Origin of the sequence: Paraburkholderia sp. RCC_158 (assembly GCF_041355255.1) — a bacterium.
Taxonomy (GTDB): Bacteria; Pseudomonadota; Gammaproteobacteria; order Burkholderiales; family Burkholderiaceae; genus Paraburkholderia; species Paraburkholderia graminis.
Map to the genome: position 1 here is coordinate 1 of NZ_JBFUPM010000040.1, position 26,918 is coordinate 26,918.

A 26,918-nucleotide genomic window follows, 5' to 3' on the forward strand; every position below is an offset into this window, starting at 1 on the left:
TACACGGCGGAATAAACGCGGAACAAAGGGCGGCAAAATGCGGGGCGCCGTCACGGCCCGCCCATGCGCAGAGCGCCCGCATAGCCGGTCAGTTCCAGATACGCCCGCCCGAGCTCCGCGCCATAGCGGCTCACCCGCGCCGCGCCTTCCCAGTACACCGCGCCGGTCGACTGCCGCGAATCCAGTTCCTGATCGTCCATCAGCGGATCGAGCTGCCAGGTCAGCGCGCCGGTCCTCACCGTCATCGCGACTCGATAGGACGTGTTGGTGCGTGGTGAACGCCATGTGCGGCGCGGCGCAACTCCTTCTTGCACTCTGTCCTATCGGCATCCTCCAAGCGCTAAAGCTCCATTCCCCCAGACCAATCGTATCCATTCCCAAGCCGCTTTTCCTTATCCCACAGCGACCTCCGTACCGCTTCCCCGCCTTAACATCATCCTCAAAATACTGTATAAATATACAGTGATGACTCGTCGTCCCTACTCGATCGAGATCGGGCAGGGCGGAGCATTCTCAATTGAACGAGTGGTCTATGGCAGCAGCGATTCAGCTTGTGACAACTCCGCTGTCGTCGCAATTGCGGCGTCAAATGTGGCAGGGCAACGAGCTTGCCGAGGTGGGTTCGCGTGTGGTCCCGAGTGGCCACACCGCGCTGGATCGCGTATTGCCCGGACGAGGCTGGCCCGCCGGTGGTGTGACGGAACTGCTGGTCGAGCATTGGGGCGCGGGCGAAATGCGCTTGCTGGCCTACGCGCTTGGCCATCTCACGAAGCAGGCGGGGCGGCATGTGATGCTTGTGGCACCTCCTTTTCAGCCGAGCGCGGCGGCATTGAAGGCGTGGGGCATCGATGTCGAGCGCGTGCTATGGGTGCGCTCGAACGAAGACAAGGCTCTTTGGGCCGCCACTCAGGCATTGAAGCAGGACGGCATCGGCGCGGTTCTGGTGTGGTTGTCGAATGCACGCGCCGATAAAGTCAGGCGCTTGCAGGTCGCGGCTCAAGAATCGGCTTCATTGGCATTTTTGATGCGCCCTGTAGAGGCCGCTGCGCAATCGTCGCCAGCGCCATTACGCATGATCTGCGAGCCGCTTTTGCCGGCTAATGCCGAGACGATCAACCGTCGTCAGTGGTTGCAGGAGATTGGCCTGTCGATTGACATCTTCAAGCGCCGCGGGCCGCCGCTTGCCGAGCCGCTTCGTCTCGTTCTGCCGCTGCAAGGCGTTTTGTTACCCGCGAACGGAGCAAGCAGCCATCAAGGATTAGAGACTCAACATGTTGTGGATCGCCGTCGCATTGCCTCTCTTGTCGCTGGAAGCGGTAAAGCCGCTGACATCGCTTCCGGATGGTTCGTCCGCGAAGCAGAATCGGTGTGAGCCGAGCCGCGACGCAAACCCGCCGTGCGATGCCCGAAACATCGCCGACGCGCACTGCTATGCGCTCGCTGACCACGCACATATTCTGCTGCCGGACGTCGATGCCTTGCGCGCCGGTGTGCAACCCGGCCATTCGCGTTCCTACGCGCTGGCTTTGGCGCCGGGGCTCAAACTGCTCACCGCCGACGCCACCCGCGAAACTCAGGCATTCGAAGCAATCGCGCTTGCCCTGTTGACGTACACGCCGAAGGTCTCGCTGGCCGACACGCATACCTTGCTGCTGGAAGTCGGCTCCGGCTTGAGGTTGTTCGGTGGCTTGCGAGCCTTGTTGTCGCGGGTGTCGTCCACGGTCGCGGAATTCGGTTATACCGCGCGTATCGCGTGTGCGCCTACGGCGTGGGGCGCCTGGTTATTGGCGCAGGCACGCGCCAACCGGCAGGGGCGCCGCTGGCATGTGGTAAAGGAGACTTCGCTCACGCGTGTGCTCGACCGTTTGCCCGTGTCGCTGCTGCCGGTTGCGCAAACGCATCGCGACGCGTTCGTGCATGTCGGATGCACGACCCTCGCCGATTTGCGTCAATTGCCCAGAGCGGGCGTGGTCCGGCGGTTTGGCGGCGGCATTCTGGACCTGCTGGCGCAGGCGTATGGCACGCGCCCCGATCCGCGCGAATCGTTTCGCGCGCCCGCGTCGTTTCATGCGCAGCTCGAATTGCCGTCGCGCGTCGATAACGCGGATGCGCTCCTGTTCGCCGCGCGTCGGCTGATCGTGCAGTTGGCCGGTTGGCTGAGCGCGCACCATGCGGCGCTGAGCGGTTATACGTTGCTGCTCGAGCATGAATTGGCGTCCCGCCATTCGCCGAAGACATCGAGTCTGAAGGTCGCGTGGGCCATACCGTCGCGTGATGCAGAGCATTTGATCTGGCTGTTGCGCGAGAAGCTGAATCAGACGGTTCTCGCGGCGCCCGTCATCGAATTGAAGCTTGTCGCGGATCAGATCGCCGAATACGCCGGCCAGTCCGACACTTTGTTTCCCATGCCCGAATCGGACGGTGAGTCGATCGCGCGTCTGCTCGAACGCCTGAGCGCCCGGTTGGGGCCGGAGAACGTGCTGCAAATGTCGGTGCAGGACGATCATCGCCCCGAACACGCGATGCGCGTCGAGGCGTACCAGGCTCAGGATTTTGCGCGCAAGAAGCGCTCGCAGGCGAAAGCGCGGCCCAGAATCAAAGCGGATAAAACCTGGTTAACCGATGAGCTGCGAAACGCTGCGGCTGAAGGTGCATCACCCTCGAGCGCGGCGGAAACGGACGCGGAAGCGGAAGCGAAAAAGCAGACCATCTCGCGCCCATCCGCAGCGACGAACGCAAAAACCGCCACTGCCTTCACTCCTCAGCAAGCACCTCAGCAAGCACCTCAGCAACCACCCCAAGCCTCACTAAACCTCCCCGACAGCGCCTTACCTTCTCAACCTCGCCCTATCTGGATGCTCGATAAACCCCTACGCCTGATGATGCGTGATCAGCGGCCGATCTATCGCCGGCCGCTGAAAATGCTCACGCGTACCGAGCGGATCGAAGCGGGCTGGTGGGACGGCGATCTCGTCGAGCGCGATTACTACGTCGCCGCCGACGATCGCGGCCATATGTTCTGGGTGTACCGCGAACGTATCAGCGGCGATTGGTATTTGCAGGGTTTATTCGGTTGAGCATCATGACGGTATCCGCGTCCGCGCTTCTTCCTCCGCAGCCGCCCGCCTCGAATTTGCCGGCGTATGCGGAGCTGCATTGCCTGACCAATTTCTCGTTCCTGCGTGGCGCCTCGCATCCGCATGAACTCGTTGAACGCGCGATGCTGCACGGCTATAGCGCGCTCGCCATTACCGACGAGTGCTCGCTCGCGGGCGTCGTACGCGCTCATACGGCGTTAAAGGAAATCGGGGAAGAGCAGAACCGTCTGCACAAGGAAATCGAGGACAAGCTGAAAGTGGCCCGGCCGCCGGAAGCCGGTCCGCTTCCGAAAGAAGTCTTGGACGAAGCGATACGACAGGAGGCCCTGGAAAACGAGGTGTTGAAACCTCTGCCTCAACTGATCATCGGCAGCGAACTGAATCTGACGGACGCAGCCGGCGAGCCTTTCTGCACTCTGGTTGCGCTTGCAGCGAACCGCAACGGTTACGGCAATCTTTCCGAACTGATCACGCTCGGCCGCTCGCGCGCGGAGAAGGGCAGCTACCGGCTAAGCCCGTCCGATTTCACTGATTCGTTGCCGCATCTCGAGCATCTGCGGGCTCTGCCTGACTGTGTGCTGCTGCTCGTGCCGCAGCGCACGGCTACGCTGTCGCACACGCTGCATTGCGCGCATTGGCTTGCCTCGTTCGCCGCAAACCGCGCGTGGATCGCGCTCGAACTTTGGCAAACCGGCAGCGACGATCTCCAGATCGACGCCTTGCGGATGATTTCGCAAGCGAGCGGCCTACCGCTCGTCGCGGCGGGCGGCGTTCTGATGCACACACGATCGCGCAAGCCCTTGCAGGACACGATGACCGCCATTGGCCTGAACACGCCGCTGTCGGCATGCGGCCACGCGCTCGAAGCCAATGCCGAACGGCACATGCGCACGCGGGTGCGTCTGAGCAAACTCTATCCGCGCGATACGCTCGAGGAAACGCTCAATATCGCCGCGCTGTGCCGCTTCTCGCTCGACGAACTCAAGTACGAGTATCCCGAAGAACTGGTGCCTGCGGGAGAGTCGCCGTCGAGCTATCTGCGCAAGCTCGTCATGGCGGGTGCGGCGGAGCGCTGGCCGAACGGCCTGGACCTGAAGCGCATCGATCAGATCGAAAAGGAACTGAGCCTGATCGCCGATCTGAAATACGAAAAGTACTTTCTGACGGTGCACGACATCGTGAGCTTCGCGCGCTCCAGAAACATTCTTTGCCAGGGCCGCGGTTCGGCGGCGAATTCGATCGTCTGCTATTGCCTGCATGTGACGGAGATCGACCCCGTGCATATGAACATGCTGATCGAGCGCTTCATCTCGCGCGCGCGCAACGAGCCGCCCGATATCGACGTCGACTTCGAGCATCAGCGCCGCGAGGAGGTGATCCAGTACATCTATGCGAAGTACGGGCGTCATCGCGCGGCGCTGACCGCATCGCTGATTACTTACCACGTGCGCAGCGCATTGAAGGACGTCGGCAAGGCGCTGGGTCTCGAGGCATCGTTGATCGAGCGAATCAGCAAATCGCAGCAATGGTGGGACGGTTCCGAAGCAGTGGCCGGCTATCTCGCGGAAGCGGGTTTCGACGCCAACTCGCACATCACCAGAAATCTGATTCGCCTCACGAAGGAATTGCGCCTGTTTCCGCGGCATCTGTCGCAACACGTCGGCGGCTTTGTGATTGCGAAGGACAAGCTCTCGCGGCTCGTGCCGATCGAAAACGCGACGATGAAAGACCGCAGCGTGATCGAATGGGACAAGGACGATATCGACGCGCTCAAGCTGCTGAAAGTCGACGTGCTGGCACTGGGCATGTTGTCGGCCATTCGGCGCGCGCTGGAGTTCGTCGCGCTAAGACGCGGCTTTCCGCAGTTCCGCGTGCAGGACATTCCGCGCGAAGACCGCGCCGTCTACGAAATGTGCGGCCATGCCGATACGGTCGGCGTGTTCCAGATCGAATCGCGCGCGCAGCAAAGCATGCTGCCGCGCCTGAAGCCGAACAAGTATTACGACCTCGTGATCGAAGTCGCGATCGTGCGGCCAGGGCCGATTCAGGGCGGCATGGTGCATCCGTATTTGCGCCGCAAGCAGGGCCTCGAACCGATCGACTACGCGAAGGACGAGCTGCGGCCCGTGCTCGAACGCACACTCGGCGTGCCGATTTTCCAGGAGCAGGTCATGCATCTGGCGATGGTCGCCGCAAAGTACACCGGCGAGCAGGCCGACCAGTTGCGACGCGCAATGGCGGCCTGGCGGCGCACCGGCAACCTCGCGAAGTATCAGAAGGACCTGAGCGACCGCATGTCGGCGCGCGGTTACGAGCCGGAATTTATCGACCGTATCTGCCAGCAGATCGAAGGTTTCGGCGAGTATGGTTTCCCGGAGAGCCATGCGGCGAGTTTCGCGCTGCTCGTCTATCTGAGCGCGTGGTTAAAGCGCTACGAGCCGGCGGCTTTTCTGGCCGGACTGCTCAATAGCCAGCCGTTGGGTTTTTATTCGCCGTCGCAACTCGTGCAGGATGCGAGGCGCCACGGCGTCAAGGTATTGCCGCCCGATGTGACGCTGAGCGACTGGGAATCGACCTTCGAGAAGCGCGATCGCGAAGGCGAGCGGATCGCGCCGGGCGAAACCTGTTTGCATCGTCAGCAGGCCGTCTTGTCCGCGCAGCAGTTGCGCGATCTTTCGCTGCGCCGCCTGAGAGTGAACCGGACGATACGGCGCGCGGCGAAGCGGCTGACCGCGCGCGTGTTTCAAGCGCCCGGCACTTATGGCGCGCGCGGTCCCGCCGTGCGTATCGGTCTGCATCTGATCAAGGGACTCGCGCAGGCGGCTGCCGAGCGCATCATGGCCGCGCGCCGCGATGCGCCCTTTACGAACGTCGACGATCTCGCGCGACGCGCGGCGCTGACGCGGCGCGATCTCGAAGCGCTCGCGGCGGCGAACGCGCTGACGAGTATCGCGGGTCATCGGCGGGAAGCATGGTGGGCCGTGACCGCCCAGCACATTGTCCCCAAGCTGCTGCGCGATGCGCCGATCGCCGAAGCGCCGCTCGCGTTGCCGCAGGCCGACGAGGCCCGGGAGATCGTCGACGATTATGCGAGCCTCGGCCTCACGCTCAATCGTCATCCGCTTGCGCTGTTGCGCGCGCGTCTCGCGAAGCAGCGTTTTCGCACGGCGGCGGATCTCGCTGCGTGTCAGCACGGCACGCTCGCGCGGGCATGCGGCATCGTCACCGTGCGGCAGCGGCCGGGCACGGCGAACGGCACCATCTTCGTTTCAATCGAAGACGAAACCGGTTCGATCAATGTGATCGTCTGGCCGTCGCTGGTGGAAAAGCAGCGCAAGGCGCTGCTGGGCTCTTCGCTGCTCGCGGTCTATGGTGTCTTGCAGCGCGACGACGGCGTCGCCACTGGCGGCAATCAGGGCAACCCGGGCAATCAGGGCGAGCAGACCGCGCCTGCGAGTCAGGCGGGCAAGACGAGAAAGAAACACAAAGGCGAGGTGGTGCACCTGGTCGCTCATCGTCTGGAAGACTTAAGTGAGTGGCTCGGCGACCTGGCCACCGCGAGCCGCGATTTTCACTGATGCGCGGTTGAATGTGCGCTTGATGCGCGCTCGCCGCAGCTCGCAACTCGTCAACCAGCCGTATCGCCGCGCCACGGAAAGGCGGCCAGCACCTCGCGTATCGCCGTATCGAACGGCGTGCGCCGGCCAATGCCAAGCTCCTCGAGCCGCTCCGACGCAAGATGGCAGTTATGCGGGCGAGGCGTCGCATCGGTCGGCGTGTGCTGCGGCGTCAGGTGCGCATCCAGTTGCAGCGCTTGCGCAAGGCGCACCGCGATCTCGTACTTGGTCATCGGTTCGTCGCCCGACCAATGGACGATGCCGCGAATCGCGTTGCCCCCGGCATGACGCTCGAGCATCTGCCGGATCACGAACGCGACGTCCGGCGTGAAGGTCGGATAGCGAATCGCCCACGCGTCCATGCGGGCCGGCTGGCCGTGCGCCGAAGCCGACGCGGCAATCGCGGGCACGAGGCTCGTCACGGCGGACTCCGCCCAATCGACAATCGGCCCATACAGCAGCGGCAAGCGCAGCACACAGCCGAAGTCGGTCGTCGCGGTTAACGCGTGCTCGCCTTCGAGCTTGCTGCGCCCATACGCGTTGAGCGGCGCGGGCGCGGAATCCGGCCGATAGGGCGGATGAGTGCCGTCGAAAACATAATCGGTGGAAATCGACAGCGTCCAGGCGCCGCGCCGCTGCGCCGCGGCCGCGATCGCGCGCACCGCGTCGACATTGAGCGCGCGGGCCAGTTCCGGCTGACGCTCGCACACGTCCGGCCGACGCTCGGCAGCGGCAATCACGAGCGCATCCGGCGCTTCGCGTTCGACAAACTGCTCGATTGCCCGCGAGTCGCGGACATCGAGCGGGACAGTGTCCGGCGCAGGGCGGCTGAACGCGGTGCCGACGACTTGCCAGGCCGGCTGCCTCGCCAACTCGTCGACAATAGCGCGGCCGAGCAGACCCGACGCTCCAATCACGGCGACCTTGAACATGAGCGCGTCCGCCTAGCTCGCGGCGCCGCCGGCCGCGCCACTCGCCGCGTCGGGCGATACGCCTTTCACCGCGCCTTTGACTGTGTAGCCGGCCTCGTCGATGGCGGCCTTCAACGCCTCGACCGATTGCGTCGATTCAACCGTCACGCGGCCCGCCGCTAGATCCACCTGAACTTGCGCGCCGTCGTCGTGCTCGCGGATAGCGTTCGTGACTGCAGCCACGCAGTGCTGGCAGCTCATACCTTCGACCTGGAATTCGGTTTTCATCGGATTGCCTCGCGAAATAACGTTGCGACAGTTGAATTATGCCTGCCGGACCGAATTTAAGTGGCTGACCTTCCCATCATGGGAACGTGTACGATCGAGCCGATCAGTGGAGAAACGGTGATGAATATTGGCGAAGCGGCCCGCGCGTCGGGCGTCACGGCGAAGATGATTCGTTACTACGAGAGCGTCGGCTTGCTGGCGGCAAAAGCACGCACGAGCGCCGGCTATCGGGTTTACGGGCCGCAGGAGGTCCATTCGTTGCGTTTTATTCGTCAGGCGCGCCGGCTCGGTTTCCTCGTGGAAGACATTCGACGGCTATTGGCGTTGTGGCACGACCGCACGCGCGCGAGCGCCGAAGTCAAGGCGATCGCGCTGGATCACGTGGCCGACCTGGATCGACGCATCGCCGAGCTCACCGAGATGCGCGACACCTTGGCGCATCTCGCGAACCATTGTCATGGCGACGACCGCCCGGACTGTCCGATTATCGAGCGGCTCGCCGATGCGGACTTGCTTTGTGAAGACAAGCGCGTGGGCTGCGACGGGCTACCGTCGGTGAAGACGCAGCATTGAGGGGCCTTGCGAGGTGCAACCCGTACGTCGCGCACCGAAGTTGTGCAAAAAAGTGATGACTTCCAAGCCGCTCACAAATGCGCGGTCAACAGAAACCAAAGAAATCAACGCGTTGCCTGCACCATCAAGGTGCTGTATTCCAAAATGGAATGCACATCATGCGAGCATTTCACTGGCGCGGTTGCACCATGAGCCTATAATTCGGGTTAACCCGTCTACGGGAAATCCCTGATGCCCAATCCACCGGGGATTCATTTGATCCTTGGAGAACATCATGTTTGCATACATCCTCGAAAAGCTGAGCACCTGGTTTGAAACTGCCGAACGCGATCGCCGCGAAGCGTATCTGGCGTCGTCGTCGGATATCGTCCAGCTCGAACAGCGTATCCGCTCGCTCGAAACCAACGGCTACTCGCTGTAAAGTTTCATTTGACGGCGCCAGCGTGCAGGTCGCACTGCCAGCGCAGTCGCAGTAAGCGGTAGAAGTGGTAGTTCAGTGTCAAGCCCCGTCTTTGCGGGGCTTTGTCACATCTGGGCCTTTGTGATCGCGAACCGGACGCCCAAACACGAGGATGGCGAATATCGACTAGCCTGCTGGCGCGTGTCGCGGTAAGGTAGGGCGTCGTCCGCGCAATCCGGCCTTGCCGACTCGAACCGGTCCGCCCATGTCTCCAATCCGCTCGCTTAAACCTGTCCTCGCTGTCGTTGCAATCTCGTTGGCTACGGTCAGTGCCGCGTCGAGCGCATTTGCCGCGTCGAGTAATAGCCGCAAGCCGGTGATTCTCGACACGCAAAGCGGGATCAGCGACGGGCAAAGCGGCACGGTCCTGCAAACCGCGCCGCTTTCGCGGGAGCCCATCGTCGAAGCGCGCCCGATCGCAACGCCCACCGAACTCGCGCCGAACTCATCGGTGCCGATCATCGTCGCGCCTTATATCCAGTTGCCCGTCGGCGGCGCCGTGCCGCAGCCGCAGATCCAGCCGGGTCCGCCGCCGCATCGGCAATAACACAACTGCGCTGTCCCGGCCCGCCGCCTATCGGTCGCGCAGTACGCCGACACGTCCAGTCGTCACAGCGCGCCGGGCGCGGCCATTCGGGTTTGGGCGCATGGCGCGCCTGCAGTCGGACGACGACAATCTTCAGGCGGTCTCTCTCGCCCAAGTCCGGCCAACGGTAGCCGGCCCAACGACCGCATCGAACGAAATAGAAAAAAGGAGACGACAAATGCCTTCTCACTGGATGCGGCGTGCCGCCGGCCTGTGCGCTACGCTTTTTGCCATCGCGGCATTGGACGGCGTAGCGTTCGCGAAAGACACGCCTGAAAAGCCGGCCTTGACGATGGCCGTCGGCGGGTTGCCCGGTCTTTATTATTTGCCGGTGTTGACGGCGCAGCAACTGGGCTATTTCAAGGACGAAGGTCTCGACGTCACGCTTGAAGATTTCGCTGGCGGCTCGAAAGCACTCGAAGCCGTGGTGGGCGGCAGTGCGGATATCGGCGCGGGTGCCTTCGAGCACACGCTTTTCATGCAGGCCAAAGGCCAACATTACCGGGCTTTCGCATTGATGGGCCGCGCGCCGCAGATCGTGGTCGCGGTATTGACGTCGAAAGCCGACAAGATAAAAACGCTCGCGGACTTCAAAGGCGCCAAGGTCGGCGTGAGCGCGCCGGGATCGTCGACCGATCTGGTGCTCACCGTCGCATTGCGCAAGGCCGGCGTGCAGCGCAGCGACATCGCGGCGATCGGCGTGGGCAGCGGCGCGACCGTGCTGGCGGCGGTCGGCAACGGGCAGATCGACGCGCTTTCCAACGTCGATCCGATGATGACGAAGCTCACGCGCAGCGGTGCAATCAAGGTGCTGGTGGACACTCGCACGGTTAAGGGCACGCAGGAGGTGTTCGGCGGCACGATGCCCGCAGCCACGCTTTATGCACCCGAGAGTTTCATCCAGAAGTATCCGAAGACGACGCAGGCGCTCGCGAACGCCATTGTGCGCGCGGATCACTGGTTGCAGAACGCGAGCGATGCCGATCTGCTGAAGATGGTGCCGCCGGCTTATCTGCTCAACGATTCCGCGCTATATGTGGAGGCTTTTCATAACGTGCGCGACGCCTATTCGCCCGATGGTCTGATGCCCCCAGACGGCCCGGCGACCTCGTTGCGCGCACTGGCGTCGTTTGATAACCGGCTCGATCCGAAGAAGATCGATCTGAACGCGACGTTTACGAACGACTTCGCGCGCAAAGCGGGGGCGCAACTCAAGTGAGCGCGCAATGCAATTGACGGTGCGGCCGGAGCGCGCCGTCAACTGCGCGCCGCGCGCCCAGCCCGAATTCAATCGCTGCGATATTCCACCTTGAACTGCGCGGCCTTGTCCTCGCCGAGCGCGCTCACCAGCCAAGGCATCTGATCCTTCAGCATTTTGTGCAGCGTGTACGGCGGATTGAGGATGAACATGCCGCTGCCGAACAGACCAAAACCGTCTTCCGGCGGATTGCTGACAGTCAGGCTCACATGCAGCCAGTTGCGGTCCTGCAGTTTTTTTAGCTGCTCCGGAAAGCGCTGCGATTCCGGGCGCCTCACCTGCGGATACCAGACCGCGTACGTGCCGGTCGGAAAGCGCTTCAGACTCTCTTCGACGCAACGAAGCGTGCGCGTGTAATCGCGCTTGTCTTCATATGACGGATCGAGCAGCACCAGCGCGCGACGCGGCGCTGGCGGGAGCAGCGCGAGAATGCCGTCGAAACCGTCGCCTGCGTATAGCATCGCGCGACGGCCCGCATCGCGGAAGTTGTGGCGCAACACGTCGATTTCGGTGCTGTGCAGCTCGAACAGACGCATGCGGTCCTGCTCGCGCAGTTGCCGCCACGCGATGTACGGCGAACCCGGATAGAAGCGCAACTGGCCGTCGGAATTGAGTGCGGCGACTTCATCGACATAATCGGCGAAGAGCGGCGGTAGATCGTTGCGCTCCCACAGCTTTGCGATACCTGTCTGGAACTCGCCCGTCTTGACGGCGTAGCCTTCCTTCAGCGAATAGACGCCCGCGCCGGCATGCGTGTCGATATACCAGTAGGCTTTGTCCTTCTGGCCGAGATAGCGCAATAGCTGCAACACGACCGCGTGTTTGAGGACGTCGGCGTGATTGCCTGCATGAAAGGCGTGGCGGTAGCTGAGCATATGAGGAGACGCTGAAAGAGGCGTGCCGTTCCAGGCTGGAACCGGCGATGCGGATGCAATACGGCGGCACGGCGGCAACGAGCGCCGGAGTGCAGCGCGGTCGCGTATTGTACGCGACGCCGGGCACCGCGCCGCACGGTGATTTGCCTAGTGTGCGCTTCACACCAGCCGATGCACCGTGCGCCGGCCACGCTTTTGCCGTGGCCGCGCAACCGGCGCGGTTCCCGCAGCGCTGTCAGTCGTACGCGTCGCCGATAATGCCTTCGATCCGCTCCTTGATCTCCGGTGTGATCCGCTCGGCGACCTCGGCGGACTTCATGTTCTCGCCGATCTGCTCGACGCGGGATGCGCCGGTAATCACAGTGCTGACATGCGGATTCTTCAGAATCCACGCAATTGCAAGCTGGCCGACCGTGCAGCCGAGTTCGTCGGCCACTTCGCCGAGCTTGCCGACCACATTGTTCTTGCCTTCATCGGTGACCTGTTTGCGCAGCCAGTCGTAACCCTGCAGTTGCGCGCGGCTTTCCGCGGGCACTCCGTTGCGATACTTGCCGGTCAGAAGGCCGGACGCGAGCGGACTCCAGGTGGTCAGCCCAAGGCCGATATCCTCGTAAAGACGCTTGTATTCCTGCTCCACGCGCTTGCGATGAAACAGGTTGTATTGCGGCTGCTCCATGACCGGCTTATGCAGATGATGCCGCTCCGCAATCTCGTAAGCGGCGCGGATTTCGTCCGCGCTCCATTCGGACGTGCCCCAGTACAACGCCTTGCCGCGCGTGATCATGTCGCTCATTGCCCATACCGTTTCTTCGACCGGCGTGTTTGGGTCCGGGCGATGGCAGAACACCAGATCGACATAGTCGAGCTGCAAACGCGCGAGTGATGAATCGATTGCGTTGAGCAGATACTTGCGGTTCAGCGTGTGGTACTGATTGGGCGCTTCCTGCAGTCCCCAGAAGAACTTGGTCGACACCACATAGCTCACGCGCGGCCATGCCAGTTCCTTGAGCGCCTGACCCATGATCTCTTCGGATTTGCCGCCGGCGTAGACCTCCGCGTTGTCGAAGAAGTTGACGCCCGCGTCGCGCGCGGCCGCGAGCGATTCGCGCGCCGCGCGATGATCGACCTGATTGCCGTACGTGACCCACGAGCCGATGGACAGTTCGCTGACCTGCAGGCCCGAGCGACCTAAACGCCGATAATTCATGCAATTCTCCTCGATAGTGAAGCGACCGGAATCCTGGCGGAACGCCTAGTTTAAATACATAAGCCTGGGCGTGCTTTTTACCGATCGATTCCATACGGTTCATGCACAATAGCAGGATTGGCCGCAGTGCAACATTCGGCCGAACGGCATAGGAGAAGGCCTATGCGCGCCTATGCGCGCGTAATCGGCGCCTATGCCGTTCGGCTGACTTCACGCTGCGCGCGGCTCGTGGTCTCATTGCTCATCAACTGCATGGAGGTTCTGGATGTCGTCACTGAACACAAATCTGAATGGCAAGGTCGCGGTGGTTACCGGGGCCGCGAGCGGCATCGGCAAGCAGATTGCGTTGACCCTTTCGGCAGCGGGCGCGGCTGTCGCGATCGCCGACCTGAATCAGGACGGTGCGAACGCCGTCGCTGAAGAAATCAGGAAGGGCGGCGGCAAGGCGATCGGCATCGCCATGGACGTCACCAACGAAGACGCCGTCAACCAGGGCATCGACAAAGTGGCGGCCGAGCTGGGTTCCGTCGACATTCTTATTTCCAATGCCGGCATTCAGATCGTCAATCCGATCGAGAACTACTCGTTCTCCGACTGGAAAAAGATGCAGGCGATTCACGTGGACGGCGCCTTCCTGACCACGAAGGCAGCGCTCAAGCACATGTACAAGGACGATCGCGGCGGCATCGTGATCTACATGGGCTCGGTGCACTCGCACGAGGCGTCGCCGCTCAAGTCCGCTTACGTGACGGCCAAGCATGCGCTGCTCGGGCTCGCGCGCGTGCTCGCCAAGGAAGGCGCGAAACACAACGTGCGTTCGCATGTCGTGTGTCCCGGCTTCGTGCGCACGCCGCTTGTCGACAAGCAGATTCCCGAGCAGGCGAAGGAACTGAACATCAGTGAAGAAGAAGTCGTCAAGCGCGTGATGCTCGGCGGCACCGTCGACGGTATTTTCACCACCGTCGAAGACGTCGCGCAAACCGTGCTGTTCCTCTCGACTTTCCCCACGGCGGCACTGACGGGTCAGTCCTTCATTGTGAGCCACGGCTGGTACATGCAATAAGGAGGCGTGATGGCGCAACGCAATCTCAAGCAGGCGCGCCTGGGCGTGCCGGGCAATGAGGGAGGTGCGGGCGCCGGCGCGGCGTCCGCCACGGCTCCGGGCTCGCGCATTCAAGTGCCGGACTACGAAACCATCGCGCTCACGCTGCAGGGCGGCGGTGCGCTGGGCGCGTATCAGGCCGGCGTCTTTCAGGGGCTTCACGAAGCCGGCATCGAGCCGAACTGGCTGGCGGGCATTTCCATCGGCGCGTTGAATACCGCGATCATCGCGGGCAATCCGCCGGAAAAGCGGGTGGAACGGCTGCTGCAATTCTGGGAGACCATCTGTCAACCGGCGTTCGGTTTGCCGCTGCCGGCCTTTATCGAGCACGCGTTCTTCAACTCGAGCGACGCCGTGCGTAAAGCGTTCACGGCGACGCAGGCGCTCGGCGCACTCGTCGAGGGGCAAAAGGGCTTCTTTGTGCCGCGCTTTCCGCCGCCCTTGCCAACGGTGTCGGGACCGCCTCAGGCGGCGAGCTATTACGACACGGCGCCGCTCAAAGCCACGTTGGAAAGCCTGTGCGATTTCGACCGCATCAACTCGCGGGAAATGCGTGTGTCCGTGGGCGCGGTCAATTGCGGCACGGGCAATTTCGCGTATTTCGACAATACGCACACCACGCTGAGGGCCGAGCACTTCATGGCGTCCGGTGCGTTGCCGCCTGGCTTCGCGGCGGTGGAAATCGACGGCCAGTACTACTGGGACGGCGGGCTGATGTCGAATACGCCGCTCTACGAGGTGATGCAGACCACGCCGCGGCGCGACACGCTCGCGTTTCAGGTCGATCTGTGGAGCGCAATCGGGCCGGTGCCGGACAGCATCACCGACGTGCAGGGGCGCATGAAAGACATCCAGTATTCGAGCCGCACCCGTCTCGTGACCGACATGCTGCAACGCTCGCAACGTTTCCGGCACGTGCTGCGCGAGGTGCTGGACCGTGTGTCGCCGGACCAGCGCGACGACCCCTGGTGCAAACTCGCCGAAGATCTATCGTGCTCGAAGCGCTACAACGTGATCCATCTCATCTACCGGCAGAAGGAATACGAAGGGCACTACAAGGACTTCCAGTTCGGCTTGTCCACCATGCGCGAGCATTGGCAAAGCGGGCTGGACGACATCCGTCATTCGCTTTCGCAACCGGACTGGCTTGCCATGCCGGATAACGACGCGGGTTTCGTCACGCACGACATTCATCGCGACGGGCGCTGAGAGGCGAGTCGCCAAGTTCTAAGCCGCAAACAGAAACGGCGCCCTTCATGGGGCGCCGTTTCATATTCAGCTTCAATAAAAGCGCACCAAACGCATCTAAGCGCGCTTTGCAAAACGCCTTACTTCAACACATGCGCAACGGCGTTGGCCACCACGTCGAGGTTGCGCGTGTTCAACGCGGCCACGCAGATGCGGCCCGTGCCCACCGCATAAATGCCGAACTCTTCGCGCAGACGGTCGACTTGCGGCGCCGTCAGACCCGAGTACGAGAACATACCGCGCTGCGCATTGACGAAGCTGAAGTCGCGATCCACGCCGCTCGCTTTCAGGCGCTCGACCAGACCGTTGCGCATCGCGCGAATGCGGTCGCGCATTTCAGCGAGTTCCGTTTCCCACGTGGCGCGCAGTTCGGGCGACGCGAGCACCGCGGCGACCACCGAGCCGCCATGCGTCGGCGGGTTCGAGTAGTTCGTGCGGATCACGCGTTTGAGTTGCGACAGCACGCGCGTGGCTTCTTCCTTGCTGCCCGTGATGATGGACAGTGCGCCGATACGCTCGCCGTACAACGAGAACGACTTCGAGAACGACGACGACACGAACACGTTCAATTCCGACGCGGCGAAGAGGCGCACAGCCGCAGCGTCAGCTTCGATGTTGTCGCCGAAACCCTGATAGGCGATGTCGAGGAACGGCACCAGGTTGCGCGCCTTGACGACTTCGACGATCTGCTTCCACTGCTCGACGCTCAGGTCGACGCCGGTCGGGTTGTGGCAGCACGCATGCAGCACGACGACCGTGCCCGCGGCATAGCTGTTGAGCGCGCTCAGCATGCCGTCGAAATTCACGCCGTGCGTATGCGCGTCGTAGTACGGATACGAGACCACCTCGAAGCCAGCGGCTTCGAAGAGCGCGCGGTGGTTTTCCCAGCTCGGATCGCTGATCGCGACCTTGCCGTTCGGGTTCAGCCGCTTCAGGAAGTCCGCGCCGATCTTCAGCGCGCCCGTGCCGCCCAGCGCTTGCGCCGTCACGACGCGGCCCGCGGCGATCAGCGGCGAATCGTTGCCGAGCAGCAGCTTTTGCACGGCTGCGTCGTAGGCGGCGATACCTTCGATCGGCAGATAGCCGCGCGGCAGCGCCGCTTCGACACGCGCCTTTTCCGCGTCGCGCACGGCGCGCAGCAGCGGAATCTTGCCTTCTTCGTTGAAATACACGCCAACGCCGAGGTTGACCTTGGTGGGGCGCGGGTCGGCGTTAAAGGCTTCGTTCAGGCCCAGAATCGGGTCGCGGGGAGCAAGTTCGACGGCGGAGAACAGAGACATGGTGGGTGGCCAGCAGTAGTGAAAAAAGGGCGGCTACGAGCATGCGCGACCGTGCCGGCTGCGTCTGATGCAAAACGCAGACGCCGGATGACGCAAAACGCGGACAGAGGCAAGCGAGCGCAACTTCGCATTGTAACGAATCTGCGAACGTTTTTCGGACGATAGCGCCCGTTGGCGGGCTCATTTGCTTGAAAAACAGGCGGGGCGCCGCTAAATGCAAGACGGACTGTTCTCGCGCCGCTGCCGTCCTACGCGGATCCGCGCAGTCCGTGCCCGATCCGACTTTCCGCAACCCGTTAGAATAGTTTTTTGCCCAAGGCGCCGCCGTCCCCATGTCCGAACAACACCTGACCGAAGCCGAAGATACGCTCGACGAATCCAAATTCGTCCGCTTCGAAGGCTCGCCGTTCCAGCTTTACCAGCCGTATCCGCCCGCCGGCGACCAGCCGACGGCGATCGAGACGCTCGTCGAAGGCATCGAGGACGGTCTCTCGTTCCAGACGCTGCTCGGCGTGACCGGCTCGGGCAAGACCTTCACGATGGCCAATACCATCGCGCGGCTCGGCCGTCCGGCTATCGTGTTCGCGCCGAACAAGACGCTCGCCGCGCAGCTTTACTCGGAGTTCCGCGAGTTCTTTCCGCGCAACGCGGTCGAGTACTTCGTCTCGTACTACGACTACTATCAGCCGGAGGCGTACGTGCCGCAGCGCGACCTGTTCATCGAGAAAGACTCGTCGATCAACGAGCATATCGAGCAGATGCGGCTGTCGGCCACCAAGAGCCTGATGGAGCGGCGCGACGTGGTGATCGTCGCGACCGTGTCGGCCATTTACGGTATCGGTAATCCGTCCGAATACCACCAGATGATTCTCACGCTGCGCACCGGCGACAAGCTCGGCCAGCGCGACATCATCGCGCGGCTGATCGCGATGCAGTACAACCGCAACGAAGCCGATTTCCAGCGCGGCTCGTTCCGCGTGCGCGGCGACACGATCGACATTTTCCCGGCCGAGCATGCGGAAATGGCGGTGCGCGTGGAATTGTTCGACGACGAGGTGGAAACGCTGCAACTCTTCGATCCACTTACCGGCCGTGTGCGTCAGAAAATTCCGCGCTTCACCGTGTATCCGTCGTCGCATTACGTGACGCCGCGCGATACGGTTGTGCGTGCAGTCGAAACCATCAAGGCGGAGTTGCGCGAGCGGCTGGAGTTCTTCTATAGCCAGGGCAAGCTCGTTGAAGCGCAGCGGCTCGAACAGCGCACGCGCTTCGACCTGGAAATGCTGCAGGAGCTGGGTTTCTGCAAAGGCATTGAGAATTACTCGCGGCACTTTTCCGGCGCGGCGCCCGGCGAGCCGCCGCCCACGCTGGTCGATTACCTGCCGCCAGACGCGATCATGCTGCTCGACGAGTCGCATGTGCTGATCGGCCAGTTGAACGGCATGTACAACGGCGACCGCGCGCGCAAGGAAAATCTGGTCGACTACGGTTTCCGTCTGCCGTCCGCGCTCGACAACCGGCCGCTGAAGTTCAACGAGTTCGAGCGCAAGATGCGCCAGGTCGTGTTCGTATCGGCCACGCCCGCGGACTACGAAAAGAAGACCGCGGGGCAAGTGGCCGAGCAACTCGTGCGCCCCACCGGACTCGTTGACCCGGAAATCGAGGTGCGCCCGGCGCGCAGCCAGGTGGACGACGTGCTCGCCGAAATCAACGAGCGCGTCAAGGCGGGCGACCGTGTGCTCGTCACCGTGCTGACCAAGCGCATGGCCGAGCAATTGACGGAGTTTCTCGCCGACCACGGCGTCAAGGTGCGCTATCTGCACAGCGACATCGACACGGTCGAGCGCGTCGAGATCATCCGCGACTTGCGGCTCGGCACGTTCGACGTGCTCGTCGGTATCAACCTGCTGCGCGAAGGTCTGGACATTCCGGAAGTGTCGCTCGTTGCGATTCTCGACGCCGACAAGGAAGGTTTCCTGCGCGCCGAACGCTCGCTGATCCAGACGATCGGCCGGGCGGCGCGTAACGTGAACGGCAAGGCGATTCTGTACGCGGACAAGGTGACGGATTCAATGCGCCGCGCGATCGACGAAACCGAGCGGCGGCGTGCGAAACAGATCGCCTTCAACCTCGAGCGCGGCATCACGCCGCGCGGCGTGGTGAAGCGCATCCGCGACATTATCGATGGCGTGTACAACGTCGACGATGCGCGCGCCGAACTGAAAGAGCAGCAAACGCGCGCCAAGTTCGAGGACATGTCCGAGAAGCAGCTTGCCAAGGAACTGAAGCGCCTCGAAAAGCAGATGATGGAGCACGCGAAGAACCTCGAATTCGAGAAAGCGGCCCAGACGCGCGACCAGCTCGCGTTGCTGCGGCAGCGCGTGTTCGGGGCGAATGTCGGCGATCACGTATCGGGCGTCGAATAAATCACGCGGCGGCCCAAAGCAAGGACAAGGCGCGGCAATCCGCCGCGTCCTGTTCTTTGCATCCGAAAAGGCGGCTTGGCCCGCCTGCCATCTCCCCACACGTCGTTTCTTAAGACACCCTTAAGATCCTGCTGCCATAAGGCTTCGCGTGCGTTCGTATTTGTTCCGGCAAGCGAACAATGATAAACTCGCCCAATATTGAGAATGGTTCGCATTAACGTTCAAATATGCGATCTGCTTCGGTTGGTTGTCCGACGCACTGTTCCAATGGGATCGAATCGAGTCAGATAAAAACAAGGAGTTTCAATGCGGATTTCTTCATTTGTGCGCGCTGGGGTTGCAGCGGCGGCGGCCGTCGCGGCGCTGTCGGCAACGGCGGCAGAGTATCCGATCGGCAAGCAGCAGATTCAGGGCGGCATGGAAATCGGCGCGGTGTATCTGCAGCCGATCACGATGGAGCCCGAAGGCATGATGCGCAAGGCGTCGGACTCGGACATCCACCTGGAAGCCGACATCCACGCGGTCAAGAACAATCCGACCGGTTTCGCGGAAGGCGACTGGATGCCGTATCTGCAAGTGCGTTACGAACTGACGAAGGCCGGTTCGAAGGACACGCAAAAGGGCGATCTGATGGCGATGGTCGCCAACGACGGCCCGCACTACGGCGACAACGTCAAGCTGCAAGGCCCGGGCAAATATCACCTGAAGCTGACCGTCGAAGCGCCGATGCAAACCGGCCACATGGCGTTCGGCCGTCACGTCGACAAGGAAACCGGCGTGGGTCCGTGGTTCAAACCGTTCACGCTTGAATACGACTTCACGTTCGCCGGCATCGGCAAGAAGGGCGGGTACTGATCTCCACGCTTTGCCGCAGCGGGTCGCATCGCAGTATGCGAGCCATCCGTGGCAAATGAGTGAATGCGAGTGAATGCAGCAGGCGGCGCGTGGGATTTATGCCTCGCGCCGCGTTTTCTGGAAACACCAATGAGAATCAACCGAAAGATCGCAGTCCTGGCATCGTCGATTCTGCTGGCGGGCGCGGCTCAGGCAGCCGATCTGCTCACCTTCAAGCTCGAAATGAACGACGGCAAGCTGACGCCGGCGCGCATCGAAGTGCCGGCAGGGCAGCGCATCAAGATCGAAGTGCGCAATACGGGCAAGGGTGCGGCCGAATTCGAAAGCGTGCAGTTGCGCAAGGAAAAAGTCCTCGCGCCGGGCGCCGATTCGTTCGTGGTGATCGCTCCGCTCTCGCCGGGCGAGTACAAGTTTTTCGACGATTTTCACCAGCAGGCGCAGGGCGTGATCGTCGCGAAGTAGCGGTGCTGGCGAGGCGGACGCGGGGCACCCGGCCCGCCGTCGCCAGCGACAGCAGTGGCAGTGCAGAAGGGAGTGCTTGATGGGTCAGATTCTATTCATCGTGTGGCGGGAAAGTGTCGAGGCGTTGCTGGTCGTCGGCATTCTGTACGCGTGGCTGAAAAATGGCGACGACGACGCGCGCCGCGGTTTGCCGTACCTGTGGGGCGGCGTCGTGGCCGGCCTGATTGCGGCGGTGGCGCTCGGCGCGGCGCTCGTCGGCTTCACCGAAGTGCTGTCCGGCGACGCGCAGGACTACTTCCAGACCGCGATGGTGCTGGTCGCCTGCGTGCTGATCGTGCAAATGGTGCTGTGGATGAAGCAGCACGGCCGCTCGCTCAAGCGCGACATGGAACGCTCGCTGCAACAAAGCCAGCGCGACTCGAACTGGTGGGGCGTGGCGCTGCTCGTCGCACTCGCCATCGCGCGTGAAGGCAGCGAGACGGTGATTTTCCTGTACGGCCTCGGCTTCGGCCAGTCGGGTCATGTGGACGGCGCGCAGATGCTTGCGGTGCTGATCGGCCTCGCGCTCGCGCTGCTCACGTTCTACGTGCTGCAGTTGGGCGGCAAGGTCTTCTCGTGGCGGCTCTTTTTCCGCGTCACGGAAATCATGCTGCTGTTCCTGGGCGCGGGTCTGTTTCAGACGGGCGTCGACAAGCTCATCGACAAGGAAGTCCTGCCGACCATCGTCGACCAGTTGTGGAATACATCGGGCATTCTCGACGATTCGAGCACCTTCGGCTCGCTGGTCGCCACGCTCACCGGCTATCGCGCGCATCCGGCGCTGATGAACCTGATCGCGTATGCGGTGTACTGGGCGGTCGTCTATCTGCTGCTGCGGCGCGCGAACCGCAAGCCGGCGCAGCAGGCCGCAGGGCGCGCAGCATGAGTACGTTGATGACCCGTCCGGGGCGGCTCGCCGCGGCGGGGCAGTGGATGCAGCGGCACGGTTCCGTGATCCGCGGCATCCAGTGGGTCGTGGTCGCGGTGTATGCGCTGCTGATCATCGTGCCGGCGGTGATGCCGCTGCCCGACGACAGCGCGCATTTGTGGAACAACCTGACGCTTGCCGCGCAGTTCGTGTTCTGGGGCATCTGGTGGCCGTTCGTGCTGCTGTCGATGGTGATGCTCGGGCGCGTCTGGTGCGGCGTGCTGTGTCCGGAAGGCGCGCTCGCGGAGTTCGCCAGCAAGCACGGCCGCGGCAAGGCGATTCCGCACTGGATGCGCTGGGGCGGCTGGCCGTTCGTCGCGTTCGGCATCACGACCATTTATGGTCAGATGGTGAGCGTGTACCAGTACCCGAAAGCGGTGCTGCTGGTGCTCGGCGGCTCGACGCTCGCGGCTATCGTCATCGGCCTGCTTTACGGGCGCGAGAAGCGCGTCTGGTGCAAATACCTCTGCCCCGTGAACGGGGTTTTCTCGCTTCTGGCGCGCCTCGCGCCGTTCCACTACAAGGTCGATGAAGACGCGTGGCGCCGTTCGTACAAGAACGGCGAGCACGGGCATCGCGTGATTCCGATTAATTGCGCGCCGCTCGTGCCGTTGCGCAACATGAAGGGCGCGTCCGACTGCCACATGTGCGGCCGTTGCAGTGGCCACCGCGACGCGATTGCGCTGACGTGGCGCGCGCCGTCGTCGGAAGTCGTGCAACTCGGCGACAAGCAGGCGAACGTGTGGGACACCGCGCTGATTCTGTACGGCCTGCTCGGCATCGCGATCGGCGCATTTCACTGGACCGCTTCGCGCTGGTTCATCGACCTGAAGATGTTCTTCGCGACCTGGCTCGTGGATCGCGACATCACCTGGCCGCTGCAGACCAATGCGCCGTGGTTCCTGTTCACGCATTACCCGGAACAGAACGACGTGTTCTCGTGGCTCGACGGCACGATGGTGATCGGCTATATCCTCGCGACGGCGCTTGTCTACGGTACCGCGCTGCTCGTCCTGATGGTGGGCGCGACGCGCACGCTCGGGCGTTTCAGCAGCGTGCGTCTGCATCATCTGACGCAAGGGCTGATTCCGCTTGCCGGGGCCGGCGTGTTTCTGGGTTTGTCCGCGACCACGCTGTCGCTGCTGCGCGCCGAGCATGTGCCGTTGTGGTGGGCATCGGACGTGCGCATCGCGATTCTGGCCATCGCGAACGTGTGGAGCGCGTGGCTCGCATGGCTCGTCACGCGGCGTTACAGCGAGCACTTCGTGCGGCGCGGTCTCGCGATGCTGTGGTTCATCGCGGCACTGGCCGTGGTGGATAGCGCGTGGTGGTTGATGTTTTGGGGCTGGGCGTCGAAGTAGACGAGTCTTTCGCGCAATCCGTCCCGTTCGCCTCGATCTCGAATCGTAGGCCGCAAAAACAAAAGCCGTGGAGATGACCTCATCTCCACGGCTTTTTCATTGGCATGACCGTGCACGGCGTTTCGTGCGCGCGTCGGCGGGAACCGAAAAAAGCGGCCTGGCTGGCTGCGACGGCTGGCTTGGTGTCTGCACGAAGGGGTCTAGTTCTCACGTGCAAGCCGTCGTGGCTGGCTAATGCCCAACACCTCTCTAGGAGGTGGTCCCCACAATACCTGGTACTGAAATCCGGTTGGTCGTTACTTCGTCAGAATCAGCTTGCCGAGACGCGTGGCGCGCAACTGGTACGTCTCGCCGTTGTGCACGATGCTGATGTGACTGTGTCCTTGCAGCAAAGCGTCGCTGCGCAACACGCGCTCGCCCGTTTCCGCCGATTCGTTCGCCCGGCTGGCAGCGGGCCTGACCGCAGCCGTCGATGTGACCGCCGCCGATTTCGGACGGCTGGTCAGCGCGGCAGCCGAACGGCGCAGGCTGAGCGTGGTAGGGCGAGTGGTATCGGTCATTCGTCTTTGCCGTTGCTTGATTCGATGGATGAATTCTAAATGATAACCATTCCTATTTACAAGGGGCAGAAATTCATCGGATCAGAGTTTCGATAGTCGGGCGAGGTGGGTGGTACAGCGCGCGTTGCGGGCTGGACCCGGTCGCGGCGGTGCGAGGCGCCGCAGCCGCCGCTGCAACTCGCCAGCGCGGCCCCAGCCGTTGACTAACGTTCGCTACAGCGAGTCAGTGCAGCGAACCCGGCTCCTGCTTCGCCTGCACGAACTGACGGATCAGGCGCACGGTATCGATGTCGTTCTCGCGATACGCGGACTTCACGATCTCCTGCGTCTGCACGGCGTCCTGATCGTTGGATACGGGCAGCGTGGTCGCATATTCGAAGCGCAGGAAAAGCTGCAGCTCGTCCGGCTGTTCGATGGTCATGGTCAGCGAGCCGCCGACGTAATCCGCCGTCGGCAGGATGTCGTAGCGCACGCTTTGGCTTTCGTGCAGCGTGACGCGGTCGCGGACCGTCGCCTGGCCGTAGTGCAGTTCCCGCTCGAGGGTATTGCCTTCGCGCGAAAGAATCGTGCAACTGTCGAGTCCGATCACGAACAGTTGCGGCTGTTCGGCGCGCAGCACGAGCCCTTCCCACAACTGCTCGCGGGTCATCGAGTCGACAAACGGATTCAACGGATCGTTGATCTGGATAAGGTGTTCGAAATTCAAGACGACAGCATCCTATGAAAGCGTTGCAAGCGCTGCAAGCGTTAACTCAACACGGCCGGCTACGCGCTTGCCGGGCCGTTCGCAAGTCACGCGACGGTCAGACCGGAACGGATCGTGATCGAGCGCGTGAGGATCTTGTGAACCGGACACGCATTGGCAATTTGCAAGAGCCGTTCCCGCTGTTCGTCGGACAGTTCGCCGTGCAGCGTGATTTTGCGGTCGATGGTCGAGCCTTCGTCGCCGGTTTCGATGTTCAGCGTGACGTGCACTTCGTCGAGCGGCCACTCTTTGCGTTGCGCGTACATTTTCAGCGTGACCGACGTGCACGCGCCGAGGCTCGACAGCAGCAGCGAGACCGGCGTGGGGCCGCGATCGCCGCCGCCGAGCGATTCGGGTTCGTCGGCGAGCCACGTGTGCTTGCCGTCGTCGAAATGGACCTGATAATTCGTCGAACCGATATGGGCGGTGACGGTGGCTTCTGCCATGCGCGCTCCTATGCAGGGACCGAAATCGCCGCGCGCGGCGGTTCTATGGCCTGAAAGGTCGGAGAGACGGGCGCGCGGCAGGAATCGCTATTGTGAACGAAGTCGGCGGCATTTGCGCCATGAGGCCGCCTCACACCGTACTTTGGCGCGAGGCTGGGCAGGAGTGGCTGTTATCGGACACGAGCGGCGTGGCGCCGCCCGCGCGCGGTCCGTTCAATGCGTGATCGCGCCCATCCGGCCGGCCTGATAATCGACCACCGCCTGGCGGATTTCATCTTCCGTGTTCATGACGAACGGACCGTAACGCACCACGGGCTCCTTCAACGGCACGCCGCCGAGCAGCAATACCTCGAGCGGTTCCGCGCCCGCGGTCAGCGTGACCGCATCGCCGTCGTCGCCGAACACCACCATCTTGCGCGCGTCGATTTCCTGGCGCCCTTCGCCCTCGCCGTAAAAGCCCTTGCCCGACAGGCCATACGCGAACACGCGATAGTCGGCGGGCACCGGCTGACGAATCGTCGCGCCCGGCTGCAACGAAAAGTGCTGATAGAGAATCGGCGTGCGCGTTTCGACGGCGGCTTTCACGCCGAGCGCTTCGCCGGCAATCACCTTCACGCGAACCTTGCCGTCCGCGGAAGTCGCCACCGGAATCTTCGCCGACGGCACGTCCTGGTAACGCGGCGCGATCATCTTGTCGCGTCGCGGCAGATTCACCCACAGTTGCAGGCCATGCACGCGTCCGCCGGTACGCACGAACGACGGGTCGGGCATTTCGCTATGCACGACGCCCGCGCCGGCGGTCATCCACTGGACGTCGCCGGCCTGCAGCGTGCCCGAGTGGCCTGCGGAATCCTTGTGGCCGAACTGGCCTTCGAGCACATACGTCACGGTTTCGAAGCCGCGGTGCGGATGGTCCGGTGCGCCCTTGGCTTCGCCCGGCGCGTAGTCGATCGGTCCCATTTCGTCGAGCAGCAGGAACGGATCGAAGTCCATCAGCATGCGGGTGGGAAAAGGGCGGTGAACGACGAAGCCGCCACCTTCAGTCGTGCGAACGGCGGGAAACGTGCGTTCGATCGTGCGTGTCGTGCTCATCAATGTCACCTCGAAAATTCGGGAATAGCGTTGTTTTTGAAACATAGGGCTATTATAGGGACCGTTTTTCGGGGCGCCAGCCGCCGCCACGCAATGGATTGTTCTATTACTGGAACGATAGATGAAGATCGATTCACACAACCTGAACGACCTGATGTATTTCTCGCAGGTCGTCGAACATGGCGGCTTTTCCGCCGCCGAGCGCGTGCTGGGCATCTCCAAATCGCGCCTGTCGCGCCGCCTGACCGAGCTCGAAGCGTCGCTTGGCGTGCGGCTCCTGCAGCGCTCGACACGTAAGCTCGCGCTCACCGAAGCCGGCCAGCTTTTCTACCAGCATTGCCAGGCGATGCTGAGCGAGGCGCAGGCGGCCGTGAACGTCGTGCAGCAATTACGCTCGTCGCCGCGCGGCACCGTTCGCGTGAGCGTGCCCGTCACGGTCTCGCAGACCATTCTGTCGACGATCCTGCCTGAATTCATGCATCGGTATCCCGAAGTGCGGGTCGTCATGCGCGTAACGAACCGCGTCGTCGATCTGTTCGAAGATTCGATCGACGTCGCATTGCGCGTGCGCTCCGATCCGCCGGAAAACGCCAATATCGTCGTGCGTCCGCTGTGGCGCACGCAGCAGATGCTGGTGGGCGCGCCGAGCTTGCTGCAGCAGAACGCGCCGCCGTTGCAGCCGAACGATCTGGCGCGCTTCGAAACGCTCGACGTGCCGACGACCGACGGCCGCCACGTCTACCACCTGATCGCGCCCGACGGCAGCCGTCACGTGCACGAACACGAGCCGCGTCTCGTGACCGCCGATCTGTCGACGATTCGCGAAGCGGTGCTGTGCGGCGTTGGTATCGCCGCGTTGCCGGAGATGATGTACGGCGCCCCATTGCGCACCGGCCAATTGTCGCCGGTCATGCCGGGCTGGACCTTTCCGGCGCCGCAGTTGTACGCCGTATTCGTGTCGCGGCAGGGGATGGTGCCGGCCGTGCGCGCTTTCGTCGATTATCTGGTCGAGATGCTCGATCCCGATGACGGCAAGCACATCTTGCCCGAATGCCCGGCGCCGGCCGAGCGGCCCGTTTCGCGAACCGCGGCGGCGGTGACGCCCTAGCAGATCGCGCGCTGTGCGGCATCGTTTTTAGCATTGAAGCGTGGCCTGTCATGAGTACTTTCAATCAGCGTTTGCTTGAATGCGCGAGCTCACGGCGCTATATTGAAATCCCTTCGCTAAGGAGTCTCTTATGCGAAAACTCATGGCCGCTATCATAGCGAGCCTGATAGGGCTGACCGCGCTGTCCGTGTCGAGCACGGCTGTCGCATGCGGTGATCCGAGCCAGCAGTCTTCGACCGAAGGCAAATGATCCCGCCGCCCGAAGGCGCCGAGCGCGCACAAAAAAAGGCCTTCATCTGACGATGAAGGCCTTTTACTTTGTGCGCCCAGCATGGGCGCAATCTTGTGGGTGCAAGTCCCATCGTGAGTTGACCACAGCGAACGAAGTGAAGC

At 62.6% G+C, this 26,918-nt stretch carries 24 protein-coding genes and 1 pseudogene; 15 read left to right on the plus strand and 10 right to left on the minus strand.

What is annotated here, in order from left to right; translation table 11 throughout:
* Positions 1-50: 50 nt before the first annotated feature.
* Positions 51-296 (minus strand): annotated as a pseudogene (locus tag AB6809_RS34740) (lipocalin family protein); the annotation flags it as partial.
* Positions 297-532: 236 nt separating this feature from the next.
* On the opposite strand from AB6809_RS34740, the gene imuA reads away from it, so the two are divergent.
* Genes imuA through AB6809_RS34755 form a run of 3 tightly spaced genes read left to right on the plus strand, consistent with a single transcriptional unit; the run spans position 533 to position 6,676 of the window.
* On the plus strand, positions 533-1,372 hold the full coding sequence (gene imuA, locus AB6809_RS34745; RefSeq protein WP_029972100.1) for a translesion DNA synthesis-associated protein ImuA: 840 nt from the start codon (positions 533-535) through the stop codon (positions 1,370-1,372).
* A complete protein-coding gene (locus AB6809_RS34750) occupies positions 1,272-3,077 on the plus strand; it encodes a DNA polymerase Y family protein (RefSeq protein WP_035570897.1) in 1,806 nt (601 codons plus the stop codon). Before imuA ends, AB6809_RS34750 begins: the two co-directional genes overlap by 101 nt.
* A 5-nt stretch (positions 3,078-3,082) precedes the next feature.
* A complete protein-coding gene (locus AB6809_RS34755; protein WP_029972103.1) occupies positions 3,083-6,676 on the plus strand; it encodes an error-prone DNA polymerase in 3,594 nt (1,197 codons plus the stop codon).
* A 50-nt stretch (positions 6,677-6,726) separates the two neighbouring features.
* On the opposite strand, the gene AB6809_RS34760 is transcribed toward AB6809_RS34755, so the two are convergent.
* Positions 6,727-7,647, minus strand: a complete 921-nt coding sequence (locus AB6809_RS34760) for an SDR family oxidoreductase (RefSeq protein WP_029972104.1) — start codon at positions 7,645-7,647, stop codon at positions 6,727-6,729.
* 12 nt (positions 7,648-7,659) lie between these two features.
* Positions 7,660-7,914, minus strand: a complete 255-nt coding sequence (locus AB6809_RS34765) for a heavy-metal-associated domain-containing protein (RefSeq protein ID WP_029972105.1) — start codon at positions 7,912-7,914, stop codon at positions 7,660-7,662.
* 120 nt (positions 7,915-8,034) lie between these two features.
* On the opposite strand from AB6809_RS34765, the gene cueR reads away from it, so the two are divergent.
* The 4 genes from cueR to AB6809_RS34785 all read left to right on the plus strand — a co-directional run bounded on the left by cueR (position 8,035) and on the right by AB6809_RS34785 (position 10,752).
* Positions 8,035-8,487, plus strand: a complete 453-nt coding sequence (gene cueR, locus AB6809_RS34770; protein WP_035570899.1) for a Cu(I)-responsive transcriptional regulator — start codon at positions 8,035-8,037, stop codon at positions 8,485-8,487.
* 274 nt (positions 8,488-8,761) lie between these two features.
* Positions 8,762-8,908, plus strand: coding sequence for a DUF3563 family protein (locus AB6809_RS34775; protein ID WP_006053111.1), 147 nt, complete (start codon positions 8,762-8,764; stop codon positions 8,906-8,908).
* Between the two features lie 244 nt (positions 8,909-9,152).
* Positions 9,153-9,494 carry a hypothetical protein gene (locus AB6809_RS34780; RefSeq protein ID WP_029972108.1) on the plus strand — a complete coding sequence of 114 codons (342 nt, stop codon included), beginning with the start codon at positions 9,153-9,155 and terminating at the stop codon, positions 9,492-9,494.
* 217 nt (positions 9,495-9,711) lie between these two features.
* The gene (locus AB6809_RS34785) at positions 9,712-10,752 is read left to right on the plus strand and encodes an ABC transporter substrate-binding protein (protein WP_029972110.1); all 1,041 of its coding nucleotides are present in this window, start codon (positions 9,712-9,714) and stop codon (positions 10,750-10,752) included.
* A 68-nt stretch (positions 10,753-10,820) separates the two neighbouring features.
* Here AB6809_RS34785 and AB6809_RS34790 read toward each other — a convergent pair whose 3' ends face one another.
* A complete protein-coding gene (locus tag AB6809_RS34790; protein WP_029972111.1) occupies positions 10,821-11,666 on the minus strand; it encodes a 23S rRNA (adenine(2030)-N(6))-methyltransferase RlmJ in 846 nt (281 codons plus the stop codon).
* Positions 11,667-11,901: 235 nt separating this feature from the next.
* Entirely contained in the window at positions 11,902-12,873 is a 972-nt protein-coding gene (locus AB6809_RS34795) for an aldo/keto reductase (protein WP_029972112.1), read from the minus strand.
* 265 nt (positions 12,874-13,138) lie between these two features.
* Here AB6809_RS34795 and AB6809_RS34800 point away from each other — a divergent pair, with 265 nt between their 5' ends.
* Together AB6809_RS34800 and AB6809_RS34805 are read left to right on the plus strand one after the other, a co-directional pair.
* Entirely contained in the window at positions 13,139-13,936 is a 798-nt protein-coding gene (locus AB6809_RS34800; protein WP_006053105.1) for a 3-hydroxybutyrate dehydrogenase, read from the plus strand.
* 9 nt (positions 13,937-13,945) lie between these two features.
* Entirely contained in the window at positions 13,946-15,184 is a 1,239-nt protein-coding gene (locus AB6809_RS34805) for a patatin-like phospholipase family protein (RefSeq protein WP_029972113.1), read from the plus strand.
* A gap of 119 nt (positions 15,185-15,303) precedes the next feature.
* On the opposite strand, the gene AB6809_RS34810 is transcribed toward AB6809_RS34805, so the two are convergent.
* Positions 15,304-16,503 (minus strand): amino acid aminotransferase, encoded by a 1,200-nt coding sequence (locus AB6809_RS34810; protein WP_029972114.1) that lies wholly within the window; start codon positions 16,501-16,503, stop codon positions 15,304-15,306.
* 332 nt (positions 16,504-16,835) lie between these two features.
* Between AB6809_RS34810 and uvrB the strand changes: the two genes are divergently transcribed.
* The 5 genes from uvrB to AB6809_RS34835 all read left to right on the plus strand — a co-directional run bounded on the left by uvrB (position 16,836) and on the right by AB6809_RS34835 (position 22,574).
* Positions 16,836-18,929, plus strand: a complete 2,094-nt coding sequence (uvrB, locus tag AB6809_RS34815; RefSeq protein WP_029972115.1) for an excinuclease ABC subunit UvrB — start codon at positions 16,836-16,838, stop codon at positions 18,927-18,929.
* Positions 18,930-19,235: 306 nt separating this feature from the next.
* The gene (locus AB6809_RS34820) at positions 19,236-19,784 is read left to right on the plus strand and encodes an iron transporter (protein ID WP_006053101.1); all 549 of its coding nucleotides are present in this window, start codon (positions 19,236-19,238) and stop codon (positions 19,782-19,784) included.
* A gap of 129 nt (positions 19,785-19,913) precedes the next feature.
* Positions 19,914-20,246, plus strand: coding sequence for a cupredoxin domain-containing protein (locus AB6809_RS34825; protein WP_006053100.1), 333 nt, complete (start codon positions 19,914-19,916; stop codon positions 20,244-20,246).
* 79 nt (positions 20,247-20,325) lie between these two features.
* Positions 20,326-21,171, plus strand: coding sequence for an FTR1 family protein (locus tag AB6809_RS34830; RefSeq protein ID WP_029972116.1), 846 nt, complete (start codon positions 20,326-20,328; stop codon positions 21,169-21,171).
* A complete protein-coding gene (locus tag AB6809_RS34835; RefSeq protein ID WP_029972118.1) occupies positions 21,168-22,574 on the plus strand; it encodes a 4Fe-4S binding protein in 1,407 nt (468 codons plus the stop codon). Before AB6809_RS34830 ends, AB6809_RS34835 begins: the two co-directional genes overlap by 4 nt.
* A 296-nt stretch (positions 22,575-22,870) precedes the next feature.
* Here the strand turns inward: AB6809_RS34835 and hemP are convergent, their stop codons facing one another.
* The 4 genes from hemP to AB6809_RS34855 all read right to left on the minus strand — a co-directional run bounded on the left by hemP (position 22,871) and on the right by AB6809_RS34855 (position 25,417).
* Positions 22,871-23,134: a hemin uptake protein HemP gene (hemP, locus tag AB6809_RS34840; protein ID WP_006053097.1), complete on the minus strand. Its 264-nt coding sequence runs from the start codon at positions 23,132-23,134 to the stop codon at positions 22,871-22,873.
* A gap of 223 nt (positions 23,135-23,357) precedes the next feature.
* Complete coding sequence (locus AB6809_RS34845) at positions 23,358-23,840, minus strand: SRPBCC family protein (protein ID WP_006053096.1); 483 nt, start codon at positions 23,838-23,840, stop codon at positions 23,358-23,360.
* An 86-nt stretch (positions 23,841-23,926) separates the two neighbouring features.
* Positions 23,927-24,325 (minus strand): OsmC family protein, encoded by a 399-nt coding sequence (locus tag AB6809_RS34850; RefSeq protein ID WP_029972119.1) that lies wholly within the window; start codon positions 24,323-24,325, stop codon positions 23,927-23,929.
* A gap of 213 nt (positions 24,326-24,538) precedes the next feature.
* Positions 24,539-25,417 (minus strand): pirin family protein, encoded by an 879-nt coding sequence (locus AB6809_RS34855; RefSeq protein ID WP_029972121.1) that lies wholly within the window; start codon positions 25,415-25,417, stop codon positions 24,539-24,541.
* A 121-nt stretch (positions 25,418-25,538) separates the two neighbouring features.
* On the opposite strand from AB6809_RS34855, the gene AB6809_RS34860 reads away from it, so the two are divergent.
* Complete coding sequence (locus tag AB6809_RS34860) at positions 25,539-26,525, plus strand: LysR family transcriptional regulator (protein WP_029972122.1); 987 nt, start codon at positions 25,539-25,541, stop codon at positions 26,523-26,525.
* Positions 26,526-26,918: the final 393 nt, after the last annotated feature.